The sequence below is a fragment of the Comamonas kerstersii genome (assembly GCF_008801935.1).
In the GTDB taxonomy this organism is placed as follows: domain Bacteria; phylum Pseudomonadota; class Gammaproteobacteria; order Burkholderiales; family Burkholderiaceae_C; genus Comamonas; species Comamonas kerstersii.
The window spans coordinates 97,466-119,235 of the sequence record NZ_VZOT01000005.1 but is presented as its reverse complement, the minus strand read 5'-3'; the positions used below and the strand labels follow the sequence as shown (position 1 = coordinate 119,235).

Genomic DNA, 21,770 nt, shown 5'->3' with positions numbered 1-21,770 from the left:
CAGACCCTATGGACTCTGATGGCTTGATTGGCTGACAAGCAACATGCCCACTTTCCGATACGGAGCACGGCAAAGACTGGAACAATCGGAGCTGTCTATTTTTCGTGGATTTGTCCACACTCACTCACGCAAAGGAAGCACTATGCGTAAACAACTCTGGATTTCTGCCGCTGCGGCGGCCACGCTGCTGATTTCTGGCTGCGCCACCACGGGCGGTGGCATGTCCGACAGCACCAGACAAACTGCCATCGGTGCCGGTGCCGGCGCGCTGGCCGGTGCAGCACTGGGTGCCATGACCGGCGGCAAGGCTGGTGTGGGTGCCGTAGCCGGTGCTGCCGTAGGCGGTATTGGTACCTATATCTGGTCGCAGAACCAGGAAAAGCGCAAGCGTGAAATGGAAGCGGCCACCCAGGGCACAGGCGTGAACGTGGTGCAGACTGCAGACAACCAGCTCAAGCTGGAAATCCCCAGCGACATCTCGTTTGATACAGGTCGCTACGACATCAAGAGCAACTTTGCGCCCATTCTGGACCGCTTTGCCGAAGGCCTGCGCAGCAGCCCCAATGCCGAGGTGCGCATCGTCGGTCATACCGACAGCACGGGCTCGGATGCCGTCAACAACCCCCTGTCGCTCAACCGTGCCAACAGCACGCGTGACTACCTGATGATGCGTGGCGTCAGCGGCAGCCGCATCTACACCGAAGGCCGTGGCTCCTACCAGCCTATCGCCACCAATGGCACTGCAGAAGGCCGTGCGCGTAACCGCCGCGTAGAAATTTTTGTGGGCGAGCGCGCACAATAAAAATCAGCCTCTGGCGCTTGATTGACAAGCGCTGGCAGCTATCAAAAACAAAGCCCAGCAATGCTGGGCTTTGTTTTTTCTGGGGCAGCGTCTCAGCTGAGGATGTAGTTGCCCCCAGTCCAGAGCAGATAGCCGATTACGCTGAAGTACAGCACGCTCAGTACCAGACCCAGATAGCCCAGCAGCACGAACAGGCCGTCGCGCTGCAGCAGGCCAATGGTCAGCAGCAGAATGCCTACGGCCGGGGCGGTGTTGGAAAACGGGATCGGCCCCAGCGGTGCCATGAGCAGCAGGCCACCAAACACCACGGCCGCGCTGTTGAGGCGCACCATGGTGGCAGAGGTCAGGTGCAGCCAGCGCTCCTTGACCCAGCGGTCGATCTTGCTGACCAGGCCTGCGCCCTTGCGCAGCACGGGCACGAGTTTGTGGGCGTCCAGCGGCTTGTTCAGAATACGCTGCGGCAGCCAGGGCAGCCGGTTCAGAAACAGGGCAGAGGCCAGCAGCACAATGGCTGCGCCAAAGACGGTGGACACACCGGGAATCGACACCGGAATGAGAAACGGCAGTGTGGACAGGGCGCAGATCAGCAGCATGCCCTGGCGGCCGCTGCGCTCCAGCAGCTCGCGCAGCGTGATGGTGTCGCCGTGAATCTCATCAATCAAACCGGTGAGCATATGACTCAGCATGAACAGTCCTTGTGGTGCGGTGAACGGGGTTTGCTCGGCCAGAGCACGGAAGCAATGGCCAGCATCATCAGGCCTACGGCGGTCCAGTCCTGCCAGTGCAGTACCTCGCCCAGCCACCATGCACCGCAGAACACCCCCAGCACGGGGATGAACATCACGCTCAGCGTAGAGGCAATCGGGGGCAGGCTGCGGGCTAGCTCGAACCAGACGATCTGCGCAAAGCCAATGACCAGCAGGCCGTTGAAAAGGATGGTGTTCCAGGCGACAGCGTCGGGCATGCGCCATTGCGCACGCTCAAACAGCCAGCCGCCGGTGGTCAGCACGATGGCGGTGATCAGCATCATCCAGAAGGCCAGGCTCAGCAGCGGCACGGGCAAGGGCGTGCGGCGCATCATCTGTGTGCCAATGGCCCAGCTCAGTGCGGCCACCAGCATCAGCACTGCCCCTTCGGGCCGGCTGCCAAAGGCCCCGAATTCGTGCCACAGCAGCAGCGAGACACCGAGCAGCGCAGCAATCACGCCGCCCCAGCCTCTGGCGGTCAGCCGGTCATGCCAGAACACGCGGCCTACCACCGCCGAAAAAATCGGCATGGTGTAGCCCAGAATGGCGGCGCGGCCGCTGGAGACCATGGGAATGGCCACAATGATCAGGCAGTGCCAGAGCACCATGTTGAACAGCGTCAGCCTGGCCAGTGCAGGCCAGAAGCTGCGCGGAACGGACAGTGGCAGCCCCTGGTAGCGCACGGCGGCAAAGACCACGGCCAGGGCCATCCACATGGAGACGGCACGAAAGCTCAGCGGCGGGAAGTGCTGCACGCCCAGTTTCATCACGGGCCAGTTCACGCCCCAGATCAGGGTCAGGGCCACCAGCAGTCCAAGTTGTCGTCGAGTAAAGACAGGCATAAGGCGCTGATTGTGCCCGCCACCTACAATCGCTGCTCATGACTTTTCTAGACATGCTGCGCGACGCGTCCACGCGCAACAACTCCATGCTGTGCGTGGGGCTGGACCCCGAACCCACCAAGTTCCCTGCGGCCCTGCGCGGGGATGCCACCAAGATCTACGACTTCTGTGCGGCCATCGTCGATGCCACCGCCGATCTGGTGAACAGCTTCAAGCCTCAGATTGCCTACTTTGCAGCCCATGGTGCGGAAGACCAGCTGGAAAAGCTCATGGCCCATATGCGCAAGGTCGCGCCCCATGTGCCCGTGATTCTGGACGCCAAGCGTGGGGACATTGGCTCTACTGCCGAGCAGTACGCCAAGGAAGCATTTGAGCGCTATGGCGCCGATGCTGTGACCCTGTCGCCGTTCATGGGCTTTGACTCCATCACGCCTTACCTGAAGTACGAAGGCAAGGGCGCCTTCCTGCTGTGCCGCACCTCCAACCCCGGTGGTGACGATCTGCAGGCGCAGACCCTGGCAGACATCCCCGGCCAGCCCAGGATGTTTGAACATGTGGCCAAGCTGGCGCAAGGCCCCTGGAATACCAATGGACAGCTGGGCCTGGTGGTGGGCGCAACCCGCCCCCATGAAATCGAGCGTGTACGCGCTGTAGCGCCCACCTTGCCGCTGCTGATTCCCGGCGTGGGTGCGCAGGGCGGTGATGCTGTGGCCACGGTCAAGGCAGCGCGCATTGGCGGCGGCCCCATCATCATCAATTCTTCGCGTGCCGTGCTCTATGCCTCGCAGGGTGAAGACTTTGCTGCCGCAGCCCGCCAGGCCGCCATGGAGACGCGCGATACGCTGAACCGCGCCGCTGCGCTGTGTGACTGACACGGCTCCGCGTTCCAGCCAAACCCACACGGCCCAGGCCCTGTGGGTTTTTTGTTGCGTGAATCCATCGCATCCACCGTGCGCCAAAGGCTAAAAAAGAACGATTGTGCGTTATTTTTGCCAAAAAAGCGTAGTTTGTGTTGCTTTACCTAGGGTTTGCACAGAGGCAAGCTCCTGACCCTCTCCCCACAATGCTGACAAAGGGCATAGACCCACGGCATGGGGACAGAGCCAATCTGCGGCCATGTCGGTCATTTTTTTGACACTACAACGACAATCAGCGGAGACAACACATGAGCGAACGCCCATGGCTGGCAGCCTATCCTGCTGGCGTACCTACGGACATTGACCCCGGCAGCTATTCATCCTTGGTCGACCTGATGGAACAGGCCTTTCAGGCCTATGCCACCCGTTCTGCCTATTCCTATATGGGCAAGGACATCAGCTTTGGTGAGGTAGACCGTCAGAGCCAGGCGTTTGCTGCGTACTTCCAGTCGCTGGGCATGCAGCCCGGGGAGCGTGTGGCCATCATGATGCCCAACGTGCCCCAGTACCCGATTGCCGTGGCAGCCATCCTGCGTGCCGGTTTTGTGGTGGTGAATGTCAATCCGCTCTACACACCGCGCGTGAGCTGGAGCACCAGCTCAAGGACGCAGGTGCCAAGGCCATCGTCATCATCGAGAACTTTGCCCACACGCTGGAGCAGTGCCTGCAGAACACCCCCGTCGAACACGTGGTGCTGTGCTCCATGGGCGACATGCTGGGCACGCTCAAGGGCGGCCTGGTGAACTATGTGGTGCGCAAGGTCAAGAAGCTGGTGCCAGCCTTTCATTTGCCCAAGGCCGTGCGCTACAAGGCAGCGATTCAGCGTGGCAGCCAGGCGACGTTCCGAAAGGCTACGGTTGGCCCCAATGACATTGCCGTGCTGCAGTACACCGGTGGCACTACCGGCGTGAGCAAGGGGGCAGTGCTGCTGCATCGCAACATCATCGCCAACACCTTGCAGTGTGAGGCATGGTTCAACCCCGTGCTGCAAGCCATCCGCCAAAGCGGTGAGCAGGTGACCAGCGTGTGCGCGCTGCCGCTGTACCACATCTTCGCCTTTACGGTGAACATGATGCTGTCCATGCACACCGGCGGCAAAAACATTCTCATCCCCAACCCGCGCGATCTGGCGGGCACGCTCAAGGAACTGGCCAAGCACAAGTTCCACAACTTCCCGGCCGTCAACACCTTGTTCAACGGGCTGGCACATCACCCGGACTTTGGCTCGGTGGACTGGAGCCACCTGAAGGTGTCGGTGGGCGGCGGCATGGCCGTGCAGGGCGCAGTAGCCAAACTGTGGCTGGAGAAAACTGGCTGCCCCATCGTCGAAGGCTATGGCCTGTCAGAGACCAGCCCCGTGGTCAGCTGCAACCCGGTCACGGCCAAGGAGTTCACGGGCTCCATCGGTGTGCCGCTGCCCAGCACCTATGTCAAGCTGGTGGGGGATGACGGGCAGGCCGTCACCGAGCCCGGCAAGACGGGGGAAATTGCGGTCAAGGGCCCGCAGGTCATGGAGGGCTACTGGCAGCGTCCCGATGAAACCGCCAAGTCCACCACGGCCGATGGCTACTTCCTGACAGGCGATATTGGCACCATCGATGAGCGCAGCTTCATCAAGATCGTGGACCGCAAGAAGGACATGATTTTGGTCAGCGGCTTTAACGTCTACCCCAATGAGGTGGAGGACGTGGTGGCCATGTGCCCCGGTGTGCTCGAGTGCGCAGTCGTTGGCGTGCCTGACGAAAAGAGCGGCGAAGCCGTAAAACTGGTGGTGGTCAAGAAGGACGATAGCCTGACCGAAGAAGTGCTGCGCAAGTACTGCCGCGAGAACATGACAGGCTACAAGCAGCCGCGTGTGATCGAGTTCCGCACGGAGCTACCTAAAACGCCTGTGGGCAAAATTTTGCGCCGCGAACTGCGCTGAGCCAGTGCACTTACACTTGGTCACTGGTTATTGAACAGCCGATCAACGGCCCCTTTGGGGGCCGTTTTTCATTGCCTTATTTTTTCCTCCCAGACATGACGATTGCCATTCTCAGTGCCCTGCCAGAAGAGCAGCAAGGGCTTGCCCATGCCTTGAGCGATGTAGACACCGTGCAGCATGCGGGCAGACAGTTTGTGTGCGGCCGGTATGCCGGGCAGAAGGTGGTGCTGGCACTGAGCGGCATCGGCAAGGTGGCAGCAGCCACCACAACTGCCGCGCTGATCGAGCGCTTTGGTGTGCAGCAGCTGGTGTTCACAGACGTAGCCGGTGGTGTGGGCGCAGGCGTGCAGGTGGGCGATGTGGTGGTGGCGCGCCACTTCGTGCAGCACGACATGGATGTGCGCCCACTGTTTCCGCGCTGGCAGGTGCCAGGCTATGGCTCTGCACTGTTTGATTGCGATGCCGCATTGCATGACGGTCTGCTGCAGGCCGCGCAGGACTGTGTACGCCAGGCTGGTGCATGGCAGCTCCCATTGCTGCAGGGGCACGCTCCCGGTGCGCACAGCGGCCTGATTGCCAGTGGTGACCAGTTCATTGTGTCTGCAGCCGTTGCACAGGGCATCACTCAGGACTTGGCTGCTGCCGGACATGCCGTGCTGGCGGTGGAAATGGAAGGCGCTGCGATTACCCAGGCCTGCGCCGACTATGACATTCCTTTTGCTGCAGTGCGTACGATTTCTGACCGAGCGGATGGCAATGCGCACGTGGATTTCCCGGCCTTTGTGAGCGCGGTGGCCAGCCGCTATGCGCAGCACATCGTCTTGCACTGGTTGAACAAAAACGCAGGAAAACCTGACAATCGCTGACTTTTGACTTCACAAGCGCCGAGCACCTGTCAAGGGCATTGGCGCTGACCTCTGCTGCGAGCATGCCCTGATGAGACCAAACAGCCAGAGGGCGGCACGCTGACACTCTTCCTACAAGCATCATGAGTTCTATATCCCCAACAACGGCCACCAGCAGCGTGCCTGGCCACCCTTCACGAAGTCGTTCTGTCGCCCGTCGTGTGACGGCCATTGGCATTGCCATGATGGCAGCGGTACTGCTGGTGCTGAGCCTGGCTGTGTCCTATATCAGCACCCAGGCAGCCCGCGAGCAGCTGCTGGCCAGTGTGATCCACGCCACTGAAGGGCTGGCCGCTTCCATCGATACCGTGGAAAACGCCAACCGTCGCATGGTGGAGCGCGCCTCCAAGGCTTTTGGCCGTTATTTCGATGGCGCGATGAGCCTGGATACCTCTCTGGGCATGCTGTATCTGGATGGCATTGCCATCAATGACGACTTTGCCGTGGTCGACAAATTCAGCGAAGACACGGGCGGTGTTGCCACGGTGTTTGCCCGCAAGGGTGATGACTTTGTGCGCATTACCACCTCGCTGCGGGATCTGAAGGGTGAGCGCGTGATGCACACCGTGCTGGACCGCCAGCACCCTGCCTACCAGCTGATGCTGCAGGGCAAGCCTTATGTAGGCCGCGCAGACCTCTTTGGCAAACCCTATATGACGGCCTATGAGCCTGTGCGTGATGCTTCGGGCCAGGTGGTGGGCATTCTGTTTGTGGGTACAGACCTGTCAGCCTTTCAGGACGCCATGCAGCAGCAGGTGGTGGCGACACGCCTGTTCGAGCACGGCGGAGCCATGGTGATTGCGCCGGGCAGCAGCTGGGAGCAGGCCACCTTCGTCGCGCACAGCACACACACGGGCAAGAAAGTGCTGGACGCTTTTCCGCAGGCACGCGTTTCGCTGGAAGCACTGGCGCAGAATGCAGACGGCTTTGCCCGGGACGTGACGGCGCTGCTGCCTGGGCAGGGTGGAAACCCATGGTCGGTGCTGCGCAAGGCCGACAATGGCTGGTGGGTGATTACCGAGGTGTCGGATGACGAGGCCATGGCCTCGCAGCGCCGCGCACTGTGGATGCTCTGGGGCGCGATGGCGCTGGCGCTAGCGCTGCTGGCTGCAGGCCTGCTGTTTACGCTGCGCCGTGGCGTGAGTGCGCCGCTGCAGGAGCTGACACAGGCCATCACGCTGGTGGCGCAGGGTGATCTGACCCAGCCATTTCGCAGCGCACGCCGTGATGAAGTGGGTGATTTGGTGCGCGAGGTGGAAGGCATGCGCCAGCGCTTTGTGGGCATGCTGCGTCAGGTCCACGTGGCCGCACACAGCATTGCCAGCGCCAGCAGCCAGATTGCCCAGGGCAATGGCGATCTGGCAGAGCGCACGGAAAACACGGCCAACAGCCTGGCTCGTTCTGCGCAGAGCATTGAAGAGATCACGCACGTGGTGCGCCAGTCTGCCGATGCCGCGCAGCAGGCGCACCAGCTCTCGGCTTCGGCGGTGGAAGTGGCATCGCGCGGCGGTCAGGTGGTGGGCGATGTGGTCGCCACCATGGATGACATCAACACCAGCAGCCGCAAGATTGGCGACATCATTGGTGTGATTGACGGCATTGCCTTCCAGACCAACATCCTCGCACTGAACGCCGCCGTGGAAGCTGCGCGGGCGGGCGAGCAGGGCCGCGGCTTTGCCGTGGTGGCCGGAGAAGTGCGCTCGCTGGCGCAGCGCAGCGCAGAAGCGGCCAAGGAAATCAAGGCGCTGATCAGTACCTCGGTGGGCAAAGTGGAGTCTGGCGCCCAGCTGGTGCAGAACGCCGGGCACACCATGCAGGAGATCGTCAGCTCCGTGCAGCGCATGGGCGACATCATTGGCGAGATTTCGGCGGCGGCCAGCGAACAGGCCGAGCGCATCAGCCAGGTCAACCAGGACGTCACGCAGCTGGACCAGATGACGCAGCAAAACGCTTCGCTGGTGGAGGAGTCCGCCGCTGCTTCGCAAAGCATGCGCGACCAGGCCGTGCGCCTGGAAGACTCGGTCAGCGTGTTCAAGCTGCCGGAAGCTGAGGGCAGCAGCACGCAGGCTGCACTGCCTTACTGAGTGCGTCCCTGCTCTACCCATGCCCACTGCAGCTTAGGCTGCCGTGGGCTTTTTTGATGGCGCACAATGTGCCTTATCTGCGGCCTATGCGCCGCCATGCCTTTGGAGGTTCGCCATGAACGCACGCATTCCTTCCAACGCTTTGAATACCGCTCAGGCGCTGGAGCAAGTCAGTCAGAAGTGGGACGACGACATCGTTGGCCAGCTCAAGGACTACATCGCCATTCCCGCCAAGTCTCCCATGTTTGCACCCGACTGGGAGCAGCAGGGGCTCATCGACACCGTGCTGCGCAATGCGGCCAGCTGGGTCGAGGCACAGAAGGTGGAAGGGCTCAAGCTCGAAATCATTCGCCAGGAAGGCCGCACGCCCATTCTGTTTTTTGAAGTGGCGGGCACACAGCCCAATTCCAACAACGCAGACAGCCCCACGGTGCTGATGTACGGCCACCTGGACAAGCAGCCTGAATTTGAAGGCTGGCGCAGTGACCTGGGCCCCTGGACGCCCAAGTACGAAGACGGCAAGCTCTACGGCCGCGGGGGCGCGGATGACGGCTACGCGGTCTATGCCAGCGTGGCCGCGATTCAGGCGCTCAAGAGCCAGCACGTGATGCACCCTCGCATCGTCGGCATCATCGAAACCTGTGAAGAAAGCGGCTCGGCCGACCTGCTGCCCTATATCGACCTGTTGCGCCCCCGTCTGGGTGCGGTGGAGCTGGTGATCTGCCTGGACAGCGGCGCTGGCAACTACGACCAGCTGTGGCTCACCACCAGCCTGCGCGGCATGGCCAGCGGCACCTTGAAGGTTGAAATTCTGAGCGAAGGCGTGCACTCGGGCGATGCTTCGGGCGTGGTGCCTTCGTCCTTCCGCATCTTGCGCCAAGTGCTGGACCGTCTGGAAGACAGCAAGACCGGCCGCCTGCTACCACAGAGCTTTCACTGCGAAGTGCCGGAGGACCGTCTGGCACAGATCCAGACCACGGCAGGCATTCTGGGCGATGCGGCCTACAGCCGCTTTCCCTGGGCGCACCATGACTGCGGTGGCTCCACACTGGTGGCGCTGCCCACCACGACCGACCCCGTGCAGGCACTGATCAAGCGCACCTGGGAGCCCACGCTGTCTGTGACCGGCGTGGAAGGCATGCCCAATCTGCAGAATGCGGGCAATGTGCTGCGCCCCTACACGGCCTTCAAGCTCAGCTTGCGCCTGCCTCCGCTGGTGGATGCAGCCGCCTGCGTGCAGGAAATGAAGCAGCTGCTGGAAGACAACGCCCCCTACCAGGCCAAGGTGACATGGGAAGGTGACGGCAGCGCCAATGGCTGGAATGCGCCCAGCATGACGAACTGGTTTGAAGATGCGCTGAACCAGGCCAGCCGTGCGCACTTTGGTGCGGACTGCGGCTACATCGGCCAGGGCGGCACGATTCCGCTGATGAATCTGCTCAGCCAGGGCTTCCCCAAGGCGCAGATGATGGTCTGCGGCGTGCTTGGCCCCAAGAGCAATGCCCACGGCCCCAACGAGTTCCTGCATGTGCCCTATGCCAAGAAGCTGACGGCAGCGGTGGCACAGGTGATTGCGGCCATGCCTGCGGCATAAGCCTCGAATGCTCCCAAAAAGAAAGCACCTTGCGCAGGTGCTTTCTTTGTTTTGAGGTGATTTCTATTTGAAATCCAGCAAGGAAAAGCGCTAGCCGCTCTTTTTTTGAGAGTTACATGCCCATGGAGGCAGGCCCTGCTGGCAGTGGGTGGTCGCCCAGCACGACGCAATTGCGGCCTGCATGCTTGGCGCGGTACAGGGCGCGGTCTGCGCGCTCCAGCGTCATTTCAATGCTCTCTCCGGGCAGATGCTCGGCCAGCCCGACAGAGACCGTCATGCGCAGTGTCACGCAGTCGGCATGCACTTCTGCCTGCTCCACCGTCATACGGATGCGGTTGAGTGTGCGCAGCGCGTTGTCGATGCTGGTGTCGCTGAGCAGCAGCACGAACTCTTCCCCGCCCCAGCGCGATAAAGCATCCGAATTGCGGATGCAGCTGCGCACCAGGTCCGCAAAGGTCTTGAGTGCCAGATCGCCCACGCTGTGGCCGTGGTTGTCGTTGATGGTCTTGAAGTTATCCAGGTCCATCTGCGCCAGCAGCATGCGGTGGCCTGCACGCAGGCGGCGGTCCTGCTCCAGGCGCAGGACTTCGAGCATGTAGCGGCGGTTGAGCAGCCCGGTGAGCGCATCGCGCGAGGCCAGCTCGCGGTTTTCTTCCAGCGCCAGTGCCAGGGCTTGGCGCTGCTTGCGCAGCCGCCCACGCAGCTGGTACAGGCGCAGGCTCAGCAGCATGCAGCCCAGGAGCATGATGGCCAGCACGGCGGCATAGGCCCAGTCCAGCGGGCGGCCCCAGCCCTTGCCTTGCTCATGGATGGTGATCAGGGTGGCCAGCGTGAAGGCACACAAGGCGTAGAAGGTCACGCTGACGATGTGTCGCGCCTTGAGGTTCAGTGCGGCGAAAAACAGGGAAATGGCCAGCAGCCCGGGCACAACGCCACGCGCCTGCTCCTGCAGCAGCACGTAGGCCACGGCGCTGCAGGTGACGGCCCACAGCACCTGGGGAAAAGTCAGTGCAGGGTCGTGCCAGTTGGCGGTGATGTCGCTGCGCACCAGCGCCGCCATGATGGCCTGCCCGCCCACCGCAGCTGCACACCACCAGCGGATGTGTGACAGGCTGCCATAGCCAGCATGACCCAGCCACAGCATGACGCCAGCGCTGCTTGCCATGAGCAGCACAGCCAGCATGGCCATGCTGGAGCGCACGCGCAAGGTGGGATGGGTAGAAAACAGCCAGTCGCTCAGGCGTTTGCAAAGCCCAGACAAGGGGGAATCCATTCTCAATGAACGTGTACACCGGTTGCAGAACGTGGATGCAGGCTGCCACCCTCGGGTTCGGTTCTGTGAATTGCAATAAATGGTTACAAAGTATTTTGGGAAAAAGGATATCCCATCCTCACCGGGTTACTACCGAGAGAAATTTGAACAATGGTTGCCTGCAGCCTGCCAGCAGGCTAAGCAGTAAAAATGTAGACCTTGTCCTACAAAGTGGACAGCACCAGCGCAGCCAGCGGCGCCGTTTCTGCGCGCAGGACGCGGGGGCCCAGGGTGACGGGCATAAAGCCGCTGTTGCGGGCCAGCAGCTCTTCCTGCTCGGTCAGGCCGCCTTCGGGGCCGGACAGAAAAAATACGGGCTGGGCAGCATCGGCGCCGAGCACCTGCTGCAGCGGCTGAGTGCCATCTGCCAGCGACAGCACGGCGCGCAGCCCTTGGGCGGGCGCCTGTTGCAGCCACTGCGCCAGCGTCACTGCTTCATGGATGACGGGCGCACGGTTGCGGCCGCACTGCTCGCAGGCGGCCACGGCCACGGCCTGCCAGTGCGCGCGTTTCTTGTCGCCACGTTCACCCTTGAGCTTGAGCACGCTGCGCTCAGCCAGCAAGGGGGTGATGCTGGTCACACCCAGTTCCGTGGCTTTTTCGACCAGCCAGTCCATGCGCTCATTGGCGGTGATGCCGGCCAGCAGGTGCACGGGGCGGGTGTTTTCGCGGTCTGCCGCCACGTGCTGGTCAATGCGCACGGCCACGTCGCTGCGGCCCATGCGGGTGATGGTGGCCTGCCACTCACCGCCCGGGCCGTCCTGCGCGCCATCGAACAAGGTGATGGTGTCCCCGGGCTGCATGCGCAGCACCTGCACATGGCGTGCAGCACCCGCGGGCAGCTCCAGTTCAGCGCCGGCCGTCAGTGGGAGAGGGCAGTAAAAACGTGGCATGTTGATATAAAAAAAGAAGCTGCCAGCGCTTGAAAAATCTTGCTTTTCAAATGATTTTTCTTTGAAATCAAGATTTATCAAGCCGTAGCAGCTATGGTTTTAGATGCGCCCGTAGGCGTAGCCCACCTGGGGCTGGATGTTTTCGATCTGGTCGATCAGGTGCAGCAGCGGCTTGAGTTCGCGGTAGCGGCTGCAGGTCGAGCGCAGGTAGTGGATAAAGCGCGGCGTGTCGGCCAGGTACTTGGGCTTGCCGTCACGCAGCGTCAGGCGCGCAAAAATGCCTGCCACTTTCAGGTGGCGCTGCAGGCCCATCCATTCGACGGCGCGGTAGAACTCGCCAAAGTCATCACCCCAGCCGCTGGCGCTGGTGGCACCCACCAGACCGGCCTTGCGCGCCTTTTCCCAGTAGCGCACGGTGATGTCGATGACAAAGTCTTCCTCCCAGCTCAGGAAGGCATCGCGCATCAGGCTGGCAATGTCGTAGGTGACGGGGCCATAGACGGCGTCCTGGAAGTCCAGAATCGACAGGCCAGCGCCATCCCTGGCAGGCAGCATCAGATTGCGCGGCATGAAGTCGCGGTGCACATAGACGCTGGGCGCGCGCAGGTTCTCGGCCACGATGGTGTCGAAGGTTTTGGACAGCATGGCCTGCTGCTTGTCGTCCAGCGTGAACTGGCGGTGTTGGGCCACATACCAGTCCGGGAACAGCTGCAGCTCGCGGCGCAGCATGGCTTCGTCATAGGCTGGCAGCACACCGGGCTTGGAGGCCAGCTGCCAGCGCAGCAGCAGCTCCATCGCCTCGCGATACCAGGGCTCAGCGTTGCGTGGCTGCTCGGGGTGGAGGATTTCAATCAGCGTGCGGCTGCCCATGTCGGTCAGCAGCATGAAGCCATTGGCTGCATCCCAGGCCAGGATCTCAGGCACAGGCAGGGCGGCCTCTGCCATCAGCTGCTGCACATGCACAAAAGGCTGGCAGTTTTCCTTGTCAGGCGGCGCATCCATGATGATGAGGCTGTCGCCAGAGCGGGTATCAATGCGCAGATAGCGGCGAAAGCTTGCATCAGCGGATGCCGGGCGTAGACTGTCGGGACACAGCGCATGCTGTGGTGTCAGGCCGGACAGCCATTGTGTAAACAATGTTTGACGGCCAGGGTCGGCCCAAACAACGGTAGATGTGGGGAGGATAGGATCGCTCATGGATAATCCGATTCTACAAACGGCCTGGATTCCCTCCGTGCTTGCCCTCCATCTCCGCTTTGACTGAATGCGCCTGTGAGCCCACACGCTTTTTCTTTGCCTTCGCCATCGACCCTGTTTCGCCTGCGCCCACTGGCTGCTTCTGTTGCCATGGTGTGGGCTGCCGCCGCGCATGCACAGGCTCAGACACCGGCGCTCAGTTCCTGGGACACGGCGCTGCCTGCTCCGCAATTGAAGTCCAGCAGCCAGCTGGCCGAGCAGTTGCCCGCAGAGTTGCGCGATCAGCTGCCGTCACACATCCGTGCGGAGCAGATTTCCGGGCAGGCCGACATCAATGTGGTGCTGGAAGGGGGCGCCGAACTGCGCCGGGGCGACACCATCATCCGTGCGGACCGTGTGGAATACAGCCTGCCGGATGACACCGTGCAGGCACAGGGCAATGTACACATCAACAGCGGCGGCAATATCTATCAGGGCACATCGCTGAAACTGCAGGTCGATGCCTTTCAGGGGGACTTCAACGAAGCCACCTACCAGTTTCTGGCCACCCAGGGTCATGGTGATGCCGAGCGCATCGAGTTTCTGGATCGTGAAAACAGCGTGGTCCATCAGGCCACCTACACCACCTGTCTGCGCGACGACAGCGCCAGCTGGGCGCCTGACTGGATGATCCGCGCCAAGCGCATCACCCTGGATCGCAACGAAGATGTAGGTGTGGCCTACAGCGGCGCACTGGAATTCAAGGGCGTGCCGATTCTGCCGATTCCGGCCATCAGCTTTCCGCTGTCTGACAAGCGCAAATCGGGCCTGCTGCCGCCCACCATTGGTGTGGACAGCGTCAGCGGCGTTGAATACAGCCAGCCGTATTACTGGAATATTGCGCCCAATCGCGATGCCACCATCACCCCCACCATCATGAGCAAGCGCGGGGTGAGCCTGAATACCGAGTTCCGCTATCTGGAGCCAAATTACGACGGCAACCTCGATCTGCAGTACATGCCCAATGACAAGCTGCGTGACCGGGATCGTTGGGGTTATCACTGGCGCCACGATACAGCGCTGAACAGCCCGTTTGGTGCGCTGGGCTTGAAGTGGAATCTGCTGCGCGTCAGCGACAACGACTACTGGCGTGACTTCCGCCGTCTGCCAGGCGACAGCAGTGATTCCCGCTATAGCGACCAGCGTCTGCTCAGCAGTGACGGACGTCTGTCCTGGGCGGGTGGCAATCACCGGGTGTCTCTGTATGCCCAGCAGTGGCAGGTGCTGCAGGACCCGGAAGCACCGATTGCGCCACCTTTTAACCGCATGCCGCAGCTGCAGTGGAGTTATGACACCACCCAGTGGGCTACCCAGGGCTGGGATGTGGCCCTGCGCGCAGATACGACGCGTTTTGAGGCAGACACTTGGTACGGGGCGAAGAACCTTGCCAATGGCCAGCGCAGCTTTGCCCATTTCGCGGCCAGTCGCCCCTTCCTGCTGCCGGGCGGCTTTGTAACGCCCTCGGTGAAGCTGCAGGCAAACCATTACCAACTGTCGGCCAGCCAGACGCAGCTGGACGCAGTGAACAGTGGCTATGCGCGTAGCAGGTCGTTCGCTATCCCTACGCTCAGTCTGGACAGCGGCCTGGTGTTTGAGCGTGATACCTCTGCGTTTGGCCGTTCCTATGTGCAGACACTGGAGCCTCGCGCCTTCTATACCTATACACCCTACCGCGACCAGAGCATGGTGCCGCTGTATGACACAGCGCTCACGGACTTCAACTTTGGCTCTATCTACAGCTCCAACAGCTATACGGGCTACGACCGCATCGCTGACAACAATATGGTCACAGTGGGGCTGACCACACGCTATCTGGACCCTGACGATGGCGCTGAAGTGGCCCGCCTGGGTTTTGCGCAGCGTTACCGCCTGGAAAATCAGCGCGTCAGCCTGGGTTATGACAAACCCGGTACCAAGGGCTGGTCAGACATTCTGATTGGCGGTGGCGTGAACTGGTCCAACCGCTGGAGCACGGACGCCATGGTGCAGTACAACCAGGACACCCGTAACACGACACGCTCTTCCGTCAGTGGTCGCTATAGCCCGGGGCCTTATAAAGTCCTCAGTGCGGCATATCGTTACCAGCGCGAAAACAGTATGCCTATGGTCAATGAAGGCAGTGAACAAATTGATCTGGGCTGGCAGTGGCCGCTGAACCAGGGGCGCAAGGACCAGTTCGGCCAGGCCACGGGCGGTGGCCGCTGGTACAGCGTAGGCCGCCTGAACTACAGCATGTATGACAAGAAGCTGGTCGACGCCATTGTGGGTTTTGAGTACGACAGCTGCTGCTGGATTGGCCGGGTGGTGGTGGAGCGCGTGCAAAATAGCCGCACGGATTCCAACACGCGACTGCTGTTTCAGATCGAGTTCGTCGGATTTTCTCGCCTGAGCCTGGGGGCAGACCCCATGCGCAGTCTGAAAGAGTTTGTTCCAGGCTACCGCCCACTGCGCAGCAGCGATGGCACGGTGCCTAGCCGTTTCAGCAATTACGACTAATAGGACGCATCGTCTTCCATGCACCACCTGATTTCCATGCCACGTCACTTCGCCCTGGGGCTTGTCTGTGCTGCCGTTATGAGCGCCGGGTCGGCGTATGCCCAAAACCCGAGTCCTGAAGTGGCGCGCGCGCTGTCGGATTCGGCACAGACCACACAGCTGGGCAAGTCCGCAGCGCAGCTGCGCTCGGCCGACTACATCGTGGCCATTGTCAATTCGGAGCCTGTGACCAACAACGAGGTCCGCGCCCGGATTCAGCGTGTCAAGGAAAACCTGCAAAGCCAGGGTATCCAGCAGCTGCCCCCTGAGGATGAACTGGCGCAGGAAGTGCTGGAGCGCCTGATTGTGGAAAAAATCCAGGTGCAGACGGCCAAGGAAACCGGCATCAAGGTCGATGACTACGCCGTCGATCAGGCCATCGAAAACATTGCGCGCCAAAGCGGTCTGACCCAGCAGGCGCTGGCCCAGGAAGTGGCGCGACGTGGTCAGTCGCAGGCCTCATTCCGTGAGGAAATCCGCAACCAGATGCTGCTGCAGCGTTTGCAAAACCGCGAGGTCGATGGCCGCGTGCAAGTGTCGGAACACGATATTGACCAGTTCATGGCGCAGCAGCGCCAGAAAGGCGGCCAGGACAATGTGATGCGTTCCCAGTTGAATCTGGGACACATTCTGATTGCCGTGCCTGAAAACGCCAGCGAGGCGGAAGTCGCCCGACTGCAGGCGCGTGCACAGGAAGCTCTGCAGGCGGCTCGTACCGAAGCCGATTTCGCTGCGGTGGCGCAGCGTTACTCCGACGGTGGCGCAGCCATTCTGGGCATGCGCCCTGCCAATCGCTACCCCAGCCTGTTTATCGAATCCGTAGCCAGCACCCCCGTGGGCGGCATTGTGGGCCCTGTGCGTTCACCGGCAGGTTTTCACATTCTCAAGGTGGTGGACAAGAGCGCAGGCGGTGTAGATGCGGTGGTGACGCAAAACCTTGCACGACACATCCTGCTGCGAACTTCGCCACAATTGAGCGAACGAGAAGCCGCACAGGTGCTGTCCGAGCTGCGCCAGCGTGTGGAAGGCGGGGCCAGCTTTGCCGATCTGGCGCGCCAGTATTCGGAAGATGGCAGCGCCGCCATGGGTGGTGATCTGGGCTGGGCAGGCCCAGGCCAGTTCGTGCCAGAGTTTGAACAGGCGCTGAACGCGCTGGAGCCTGGCCAGGTCAGCCAGCCTGTGGTTTCTCGCTTTGGCGTACACCTGATTCAACTGGTGGATCGTCGCCAAGCCACATTGACACCCCGTGAGCAGCGTGAAATGCTGCGCAACGTAGTTCGTGAAGAAAAGCTCGAGAAGGCGCATGCCAACTGGCTGCAGGAATTGCGCGGACAGGCCTATGTGGAATATCGCGAGCCACCCCAATAATTTTTCCGCGTGAAACATATTCCTCGTAAACGTTTCGGTCAGAACTTTCTGATCGACCACGGCATCATCGACGGCATCGTCAAGGCCATCGATCCCCGCCCCGGCCAGCCTCTGGTGGAAATCGGCCCCGGCCTGATGGCGCTGACCCAGCCTCTGGTGGAGCGCACCGGCCAGATCACCGTGATTGAGCTGGACCGCGACCTGGCCGCGCGCCTGCGCACCAAGCCCCAGCTCAAGGTGATTGAGTCTGACGTGCTCAAGGTGGACTTCACCGCCCTGGCGCAGGAACTGGGTGTGCCCAAGCTGCGCGTGGCGGGCAACCTGCCCTACAACATCTCTTCGCCCATCCTGTTTCACCTGCTCGAGCATGTGGACGTGATTGAAGACCAGCACTTCATGCTGCAAAAAGAGGTGATTGACCGCATGGTGGCCGATGCGGGTACCTCCGACTACGGGCGTCTGTCCGTCATGCTGCAGTGGCGCTATGCCATGGAAAACGTACTGTTTGTGCCGCCTGAGAGCTTTGACCCACCCCCCAAGGTCAATAGCGCGGTGGTGCGCATGGTGCCGCGTGCGCATCCCGCGGCGCTGGACCCCAAGCTGCTCGAAGAGATGGTGCAGGTGGCCTTCAGCCAGCGCCGCAAGATTTTGCGCAATACGCTGGGCAAGTGGCTGGAAGCCAAAGGCTTTGCTGGCGAGTTCGACCTGCAGCGTCGTGCCGAAGAAGTGCCTGTGGCGGAATACGAGGCACTGGCGGCCCAGCTTTCTTAAAAATAAGAGCTGCCAGCGCTGAATCTGTAAAGCATTCAGACGCTTTTCATTCGCAAAACAAAGCGCCCACTACGGTGGGCGCTTTGTTTTTTTGGAGCAATCAAGGCTCAGAGGAAGGAATAGAAGCAGCGGAAGGCAATCTTGCGCTCGGCCCAGTAGTCGGCCGCGTCGCGGAAGCAGTCCAGAAACTGCTCACGCATTTCCTTGTCGAACTTGTGGGCGATGGGCAACTGGTCCAGCACCACCACAAAGCCAGGCTGTGGGCCTGCCCGGTGGAGCGGATCGGTCAGGCAGTCGTACAGGGCATCAAAGTTCTTGCCAAAGTGGGCAGGAAAGTGAAACTGCAGGGCAATCAGGTCCAGCGCATCCTGCTTGGTCTGGGCATGGGCCAGATTGGCGTAGAGGAAGTGGTGCCCCATGGCCTGTGCCGCCTGCTGCAAGTCCGGAATGTGGAAGGCACGAATGGACTGCACGATGTTGCTGCGCACCCCAAGCAACAGGTTTTTGGGGGCAGGACAAGACGGTTTCACCATCTCTGGGATTCTTTCTATAGCTCGTAGTTGCCCACTGAAAGCAGGGGGTGTGGGATACATGGACAGCCCGCCAGGCCACAAGTTCCCGGCAGGAGCATGGTGGTGGTGCAGCCCATCCAGATCAGGAGCGCTCATGGCGTAATCTTCCGAAAACTGTTGTAGTGATCGCTGGTGTAGTAACAGGCTTCGGGCTGTGTGGGCGGTTCACCGCCACACACGATACGTCTGGCACCGCGGTCTCTGGCCCATGGTGTCTTGACGGTGTATTCGCGGTAGTAGCCACGCTTTTGCGCGGGCAACAGACGCTCACGGTTCCCAAACACACTGCCATCTTTTTCGTAGGGGAAAGGTCCCCCCTGATGTATGCGTCGGTAGGTGGTGCGTGCCTGAGAGGGTAGCTCAGCCAGTGATACCGTTTCGATGTACTGGGCCTGTTGCTGTGTCCGTGCCTGCAACGGGCCAGCGGGCATCGCCATAGCGGTGCCGACCAAGATGGCGCCAAGGGCTCGAAACCAGACCGCATTCCGCATCACACAACACCTTTCCAAACCTCGGGACATCCCCAGAAATTTGACCCGCAAGTGTGACGCAGCCCCCTGTAAATTGCAAGAAAAAAGGGCTGTCCCCCATCAGAGGACCAGCCCTTTTTTTGGCGAGTGCCTGCGTCGTGATCAGCGCGCTGCGTTGGCGTCTGCCACGGTCAGTGCTGTCATGTTCACGATGCGGCGCACCGTGGTGCTGGGGGTCAGCACATGCACGGGAGCGCTGGCGCCCAGCAGCACGGGGCCCACGGCAATGCCACCGCCCGCCGCCTGTTTGAGCAGGTTGTAGGAGATGTTGGCCGCATCAATGTTGGGCAGCACCAACAGATTGGCTTCACCCGTCAGTGTGCTGTGGGGCATGAGCTTGCCACGGGCTTCGGCGTCCAGTGCCACGTCGCCATGCATTTCGCCATCGACTTCCAGCCAGGGGGCCTGCACGCGCAGCAGCTCCAGGGTCTGGCGCATCTTGACGGCGCTGGGCTGGTTGCTGGAGCCAAAGTTGGAGTGGCTCAGCAGGGCCACCTTGGGCTTGATGCCAAAGCGCATCATTTCTTCGGCCGCCATGACGGTGATCTCGGCCAGCTGCTCGGCGCTGGGGTCGTAGTTCACGTGGGTGTCGACCAGGAAGACCTGGCGGTCAGGCAGCAGCAGGCCATTCATGCAGGCGTAGGTGGTCGCGTCGGGTTTCTTGCCGATCACCTGATCGATGTAGTTCAGGTGCAGATGGGTGTTGTGCCAGGTACCGCAGATCAGACCGTCGACCTCGCCCTTGTGCAGCAGCATGGAGCCGATCAGGGTCAGGCGGCGGCGCATTTCGATCTTGGCGATGGGGGCGGTGATGCCCTTGCGCTCGGTCATGCGGTGGTAGGTCTGCCAGAAGTCGCGGTAGCGGGGGTCGTCTTCCACGTTCACCACGTCATAGTCGCGACCCTGCTCCAGGCGCAGGCCAAACTTCTGGATGCGCTGGGCGATGATGGCGGGGCGACCGATCAGCGTGGGGCGGGCAATGCGCTCATCCACCACGATCTGCGCAGCGCGCAGCACGCGTTCTTCCTCACCTTCGGAGTAGGCCACGCGCTTCTTGGCAGCTTTTTTGGCGGCCGCGAAGATGGGCTTCATGATGGTGCCGGACGAGTACACAAAGGTCTTGAGGTGCTCGCGGTAGGCATCCATGTCCTGAATGGGGCGTTGGGCCACGCCGCAGTCTGCGGCGGCCTGTGCCACGGCCGGTGCCACGATGAGCATCAGGCGTGGGTCGAAGGGCTTGGGAATCAGGTACTCAGGGCCAAAGCTCAGGCTCTGGCCCACATAGGCTGCCGCCACTTCTTCGGACTGCTCGGCCTCGGCCAGTGCGGCAATGGCGTTGACAGCAGCCACCTCCATCTCGGTGGTGATGGTGGTGGCGCCGCAGTCCAGTGCGCCACGGAAGATGTAGGGGAAGCACAGAACGTTGTTGACCTGGTTGGGGTAGTCCGTGCGGCCGGTGGCGATGATGGCGTCATCACGCACGGCCTTGACGTCTTCTGGCAGGATTTCGGGGGAGGGATTGGCCAGCGCGAAGATGATGGGCTTGTCGGCCATCTTGGCGACCATGTCTTTTTTGAGCACATTGCCCGCCGACAGGCCCAGGAAGGCGTCGGCGCCTGCGATGACTTCGCCCAGCGTGCGCAGCTCGGTCTTCTGCGCGAACTTGGCCTTGTCCTCGTCCATCAGCTCGGTACGGCCTTCGTAGACCACGCCGACGATGTCGGTTACGAACACGTTCTCGCGCTTCAGACCAATTTCCAGCAGCAGGTTCAGACAGGCCAGGGCTGCGGCGCCCGCGCCCGATGCCACCAGCTTGATCTCTTCGATCTTCTTGCCTGCCACCTTCAGTGCATTGACCATGGCGGCTGCCACGGTGATGGCCGTGCCGTGCTGGTCATCGTGGAAGACGGGGATATTCATGCGCTTGCGCAGCTCGCGTTCCACGAAGAAGCACTCAGGAGCCTTGATGTCTTCGAGGTTGATGGCGCCGAAGGTAGGCTCCAGCGCTGCGATCACATCGACCAGCTTTTGTGGGTCTTTTTCGTTGATTTCGATGTCAAACACATCGACGCCGGCGAACTTCTTGAACAGTACGCCCTTGCCTTCCATCACGGGCTTGGAGGCCAGTGCGCCAATATCGCCCAGGCCCAGCACGGCGGTGCCGTTGGAGATCACGGCCACCAGATTGCCGCGGCTGGTGTACTTGAAGGCGGCGGCAGGGTCCTTGACGATTTCCTCGCAGGGCGCAGCTACGCCGGGCGAGTAGGCCAGCGCCAGGTCGTGCTGGTTGGCCATGGGCTTGGTGGCAGCGATGGCGACCTTGCCGGGCTTGGGAAACTGGTGGTATTCGAGCGCCGACTGGCGCAGCAAAGCACGTTTGTCTTGCAGGGTGGGTGAGGTGTTCTCAGGCATATCGTCTCCCAGGACGCAAGGCCGCGCAGGCAGCCTGTCGCAGAGGTTGTACACAGTTAGATTCTTGCAGCCCATTGTAGGTGTTTGCTATCAAAAGTGGGGCGCTGGCACAGGCCGGTGCGGGTCAAACACCTTTCACTGTCATCCACACAATGGGGCGGGGGATGCAGGGGCAGGCTGTCAGGGCAAGCAGAGCGCATGCCAGGTGCTTGCAAATTGATAGCTTCTAGCGCTTGAAGCATAAGGATTTCAGAATGATCTGATTCTGAAATTGGCTGCTGTAAAGCGCTGGCAGCTTCTTTTTTAAGAGTGGCAGGCCATGTGGGC

General features: G+C 61.3%; 16 protein-coding genes and 1 pseudogene. 9 read left to right on the top strand and 8 right to left on the bottom strand.

Going from position 1 to position 21,770, the window contains the following annotated elements; translation table 11 throughout:
- The first annotated feature begins 142 nt into the window (after positions 1 to 142).
- Positions 143 to 802 (top strand): YiaD family glycine zipper/OmpA-like lipoprotein, encoded by a 660-nt coding sequence (locus F7P80_RS09370; RefSeq protein ID WP_054065829.1) that lies wholly within the window; start codon positions 143 to 145, stop codon positions 800 to 802.
- Positions 803 to 894: 92 nt separating this feature from the next.
- Here the strand turns inward: F7P80_RS09370 and F7P80_RS09365 are convergent, their stop codons facing one another.
- Both F7P80_RS09365 and F7P80_RS09360 read right to left on the bottom strand, forming a co-directional pair.
- Complete coding sequence (locus F7P80_RS09365; protein ID WP_151044292.1) at positions 895 to 1,488, bottom strand: exopolysaccharide biosynthesis protein; 594 nt, start codon at positions 1,486 to 1,488, stop codon at positions 895 to 897.
- On the bottom strand, positions 1,482 to 2,390 hold the full coding sequence (locus tag F7P80_RS09360) for a DMT family transporter (RefSeq protein ID WP_151044289.1): 909 nt from the start codon (positions 2,388 to 2,390) through the stop codon (positions 1,482 to 1,484). The genes F7P80_RS09365 and F7P80_RS09360 overlap by 7 nt, the downstream gene beginning before the upstream one ends.
- Positions 2,391 to 2,428: 38 nt before the next feature.
- Here F7P80_RS09360 and pyrF point away from each other — a divergent pair, with 38 nt between their 5' ends.
- The 5 genes and pseudogenes from pyrF to F7P80_RS09335 all read left to right on the top strand — a co-directional run bounded on the left by pyrF (position 2,429) and on the right by F7P80_RS09335 (position 9,814).
- Positions 2,429 to 3,262, top strand: a complete 834-nt coding sequence (gene pyrF / locus F7P80_RS09355) for an orotidine-5'-phosphate decarboxylase (RefSeq protein WP_054065826.1) — start codon at positions 2,429 to 2,431, stop codon at positions 3,260 to 3,262.
- Positions 3,263 to 3,555: 293 nt separating this feature from the next.
- Positions 3,556 to 5,231 (top strand): annotated as a pseudogene (locus F7P80_RS09350) (long-chain-fatty-acid--CoA ligase).
- A gap of 95 nt (positions 5,232 to 5,326) precedes the next feature.
- Entirely contained in the window at positions 5,327 to 6,097 is a 771-nt protein-coding gene (locus tag F7P80_RS09345) for a 5'-methylthioadenosine/adenosylhomocysteine nucleosidase (RefSeq protein WP_151044287.1), read from the top strand.
- A 122-nt stretch (positions 6,098 to 6,219) separates the two neighbouring features.
- Complete coding sequence (locus tag F7P80_RS09340) at positions 6,220 to 8,220, top strand: methyl-accepting chemotaxis protein (protein ID WP_077345339.1); 2,001 nt, start codon at positions 6,220 to 6,222, stop codon at positions 8,218 to 8,220.
- Positions 8,221 to 8,335: 115 nt separating this feature from the next.
- Positions 8,336 to 9,814: a M20 family metallopeptidase gene (locus tag F7P80_RS09335; RefSeq protein ID WP_054065822.1), complete on the top strand. Its 1,479-nt coding sequence runs from the start codon at positions 8,336 to 8,338 to the stop codon at positions 9,812 to 9,814.
- 112 nt (positions 9,815 to 9,926) lie between these two features.
- On the opposite strand, the gene F7P80_RS09330 is transcribed toward F7P80_RS09335, so the two are convergent.
- The 3 genes from F7P80_RS09330 to F7P80_RS09320 form a co-directional block, all read right to left on the bottom strand.
- The gene (locus F7P80_RS09330) at positions 9,927 to 11,075 is read right to left on the bottom strand and encodes a GGDEF domain-containing protein (RefSeq protein WP_249041426.1); all 1,149 of its coding nucleotides are present in this window, start codon (positions 11,073 to 11,075) and stop codon (positions 9,927 to 9,929) included.
- A 215-nt stretch (positions 11,076 to 11,290) separates the two neighbouring features.
- Positions 11,291 to 12,019: a 16S rRNA (uracil(1498)-N(3))-methyltransferase gene (locus tag F7P80_RS09325; protein ID WP_151044284.1), complete on the bottom strand. Its 729-nt coding sequence runs from the start codon at positions 12,017 to 12,019 to the stop codon at positions 11,291 to 11,293.
- A gap of 99 nt (positions 12,020 to 12,118) precedes the next feature.
- On the bottom strand, positions 12,119 to 13,216 hold the full coding sequence (locus tag F7P80_RS09320; RefSeq protein ID WP_151044281.1) for an aminoglycoside phosphotransferase family protein: 1,098 nt from the start codon (positions 13,214 to 13,216) through the stop codon (positions 12,119 to 12,121).
- A 75-nt stretch (positions 13,217 to 13,291) separates the two neighbouring features.
- Here F7P80_RS09320 and F7P80_RS09315 point away from each other — a divergent pair, with 75 nt between their 5' ends.
- Genes F7P80_RS09315 through rsmA form a run of 3 tightly spaced genes read left to right on the top strand, consistent with a single transcriptional unit; the run spans position 13,292 to position 17,929 of the window.
- Positions 13,292 to 15,751, top strand: a complete 2,460-nt coding sequence (locus tag F7P80_RS09315) for an LPS-assembly protein LptD (protein ID WP_249041425.1) — start codon at positions 13,292 to 13,294, stop codon at positions 15,749 to 15,751.
- A gap of 18 nt (positions 15,752 to 15,769) precedes the next feature.
- A complete protein-coding gene (locus F7P80_RS09310) occupies positions 15,770 to 17,158 on the top strand; it encodes a peptidylprolyl isomerase (RefSeq protein WP_151044278.1) in 1,389 nt (462 codons plus the stop codon).
- Positions 17,159 to 17,167: 9 nt separating this feature from the next.
- The gene (rsmA, locus tag F7P80_RS09305) at positions 17,168 to 17,929 is read left to right on the top strand and encodes a 16S rRNA (adenine(1518)-N(6)/adenine(1519)-N(6))-dimethyltransferase RsmA (protein ID WP_151044274.1); all 762 of its coding nucleotides are present in this window, start codon (positions 17,168 to 17,170) and stop codon (positions 17,927 to 17,929) included.
- Positions 17,930 to 18,036: 107 nt separating this feature from the next.
- Here rsmA and F7P80_RS09300 read toward each other — a convergent pair whose 3' ends face one another.
- From F7P80_RS09300 to F7P80_RS09290, 3 genes are all read right to left on the bottom strand, one after another.
- Positions 18,037 to 18,462, bottom strand: coding sequence for a barstar family protein (locus F7P80_RS09300; RefSeq protein ID WP_054065817.1), 426 nt, complete (start codon positions 18,460 to 18,462; stop codon positions 18,037 to 18,039).
- A 131-nt stretch (positions 18,463 to 18,593) separates the two neighbouring features.
- On the bottom strand, positions 18,594 to 18,932 hold the full coding sequence (locus F7P80_RS09295; RefSeq protein ID WP_240184035.1) for a guanyl-specific ribonuclease: 339 nt from the start codon (positions 18,930 to 18,932) through the stop codon (positions 18,594 to 18,596).
- A gap of 201 nt (positions 18,933 to 19,133) precedes the next feature.
- Positions 19,134 to 21,443, bottom strand: coding sequence for an NADP-dependent malic enzyme (locus F7P80_RS09290; RefSeq protein ID WP_151044271.1), 2,310 nt, complete (start codon positions 21,441 to 21,443; stop codon positions 19,134 to 19,136).
- Between the last annotated feature and the right edge of the window lie 327 nt (positions 21,444 to 21,770).